Source organism: Streptomyces hirsutus (genome assembly GCF_001418415.1).
Classification (GTDB): Bacteria; Actinomycetota; Actinomycetes; order Streptomycetales; family Streptomycetaceae; genus Streptomyces; species Streptomyces hirsutus.
In genome coordinates this window covers 1-2536 of the sequence record NZ_LIQT01000316.1, presented here as the reverse complement: position 1 = coordinate 2536, position 2536 = coordinate 1, and the positions used below count along the sequence as shown (strand labels likewise).

1 protein-coding gene is annotated in these 2536 nt (G+C 62.1%); it reads left to right on the top strand.

Annotation, left to right across the window (positions count from 1 at the left end; translation table 11 throughout):
- Window positions 1-664 precede the first annotated feature (664 nt).
- Window positions 665-2428 (top strand): group II intron reverse transcriptase/maturase, encoded by a 1764-nt coding sequence (gene ltrA, locus AOK11_RS23045; RefSeq protein ID WP_420903009.1) that lies wholly within the window; start codon window positions 665-667, stop codon window positions 2426-2428.
- The last annotated feature ends 108 nt before the right edge of the window (window positions 2429-2536 follow it).

The window sequence follows — 2536 nt, the reverse complement described above, 5'->3', positions numbered from 1 at the left end:
GGGCTGGTTGCGACACGACAGTCGCTCTGAATAAGTGAACTCCCTGCAAGAGGAAGGAAAATGAAGCAGGCTGTTTCGGACCAGTGTCCAAGGTCCGTCCCCACGTCCGCATGCGTCGCTGGTAACGGTGGGGTGTGAAGCCGGACGGGTCAAGCCCAAGAGCTGTCCATGCCATCGGACGGCAACAGGCGAAGGGGAAGGCTGGCCGGGCTAATGTAAATGAACTCTCGTTGACGCCTCGTGAGCTCGCACCATTCCGATGGCACGAAATCAGGAAGGTATAGGACCCGTGTTGCAATGCACAAAGCGGCTCCGGCATTCCAGCCGTCCGGAGCAGGACACCGCTGGTCCCGGGGTACAGAGAGAGCCCAACACCAGCCGCATCTTGTCAGAGCGGAACGTGGAAACCCCGTCTGGGTCCGGACCTCGGTCCGGTAAGCCGGAGGCAACGAAGGCCCAACTCCCCGGCGGGAACAGGATGGTCCGAGAAGCGAATGCCGATAGGGCGAAAGCCCAGGGGAAACAGCAGGAATCCTCATCCCTGCCCTATAACCCGTCGGATACGGACGCATGTCCGGCCCGAAAGGGAGCTGACGCGGACCAGGTGGACCTGTGAAGACGAACAGCAAGGAAGCCGGAACCGAAGGACAAGTTAGACGCGGAGGTGAGCGTGACCGCAGTATGTGAAACAGCAGTGGCGCCTGCTGACACGAACGGACTGGAGGGCCCCGCCGAATACTGGAACAGCATCGACTGGGCCAGTCAGGAGGCGTCGGTACGGCGACTGAGGCAGAGGATCTTCACGGCCTCACAGGAAGGGGACCTCAAGAGGGTCCGCAACTTGCAGAAGCTCATGCTGCGCTCACACGCGAACACGCTGGTCAGCGTGAGGCGGGTAACGCAGCAGAGCCAGGGCCGCCGGACGGCGGGGATCGACCAAGAGACCGCGCTCAATCCGCGTGAGCGGGGAACGGTGGCGATGGAGATCGCCGCTGAGCGGGAACCTGGAAGAGCCCAGCCAGTTCGGCGCGTGTACATCCCGAAGGCCAATGGGAAGCGAAGGCCGCTCGGTATCCCCGTGATTCGCGACCGGATCAGGCAAGCCCGAGTCAAGAACGCGCTGGAGCCCGAGTGGGAAGCCCGGTTCGACCGGCGGAGCTACGGCTTCCGGCCGGGCCGGGGCTGTCACGATGCGATCCAAACCATCTACAACGTGCTCAGGAAGAAAACTTCTCGACGCCTGTGGGTCTTGGACGCCGACCTGACGGCGGCATTCGATCGTATTTCACACGACCACTTGATGACCGGCCTCGGTGCCTTCCCAGCGCGGGAGGCGATCCGGGGGTGGCTGAAGGCCGGCGTGATGGAGGGCGGTCGGCTCGCGCCGACCCTTGAGGGGACCCCTCAAGGCGGCGTGATCAGCCCGCTTCTGCTGAACATCGCTTTGCATGGCATGGAAGCCGCTGTTGGGTGTGGCGATGAGGGCGCAACTTACCGTGCCCGGCGGGACGCACCGATCCTTGTCCGGTACGCAGACGACTTCGCGGTGTTCTGCCGCAGCGAAGAAGAGGCGTGCCAGACAAAGGAGCAGTTGACCCGATGGATGGAGAGCCGGGGAGTCGCCTTCAACGACGAGAAGACGTCGGTCATTCACGTCGACGAAGGTTTCGATTTCCTCGGTTTCAATGTTCGTCGGTACAACGGCAAGTTACTTATCAAGCCAAGTAAAGAAGCCATAAGGAGGGTCCGGGAAAGGCTTCGTGTGGAAGTGCTCGCACTGCGCGGGTCCAACGCCACAGCCGTTATCAGGAAGCTCGCCCCGATCATTAGGGGATGGGCGACCTACTACCGGACGGTGGTCTCAAAGAAAGCATTTTCGAGCCTGGACCACTACGTGTGGACTCTTACATGGAAGTGGGCCAGGTTCAGCCACCCGAAGAAGTCGCTGTACTGGATCAAAGACAGGTACTACGGCCAGTTCCAATCGACCCGGAAGGACACGTGGGTGTTCGGCGACCGGGAGACCGGCGCTCATCTCTACAAGTTCAACTGGACCAAGATCCAAAGGCACGTGCTCGTCAAGGGAAGTAACTCCCCGGACGACCCCGCGCTGGCCGACTACTGGTCAAGCCGCCGACGCAAGTCGGTCCCAGCGACGCTCGACAAGACGTCGATCACGCTGGCCGCCCGCCAGAAGGGATTGTGCTCGCTATGTAAGCAGGCATTGATCTCCGAGGCCGAGTACGAACCTGACAGCCCGCGCGAGTGGGCCGCCTGGTTCTCGGCCGTGTCGAAGACGCTAAACAAGCACCACTTCGTATATCGGCGGCACGGAGGCTCGGACGAGGGAACGAACCTTCGCCTCGTACACGCAAGTTGTCACCGCCAGCACCACGCTGGCGATCACAGAAGGGCCCTGCAAGTATGACCTCCACCGAGGCCAGAAGGGTCTGCTTGAGCCGGATGCCGCGACGAGTGGCACGTCCGGTTCTGAGGGGGCTGGGGTGCGGCAACGCACCCCAGCTACCCGGCGGCG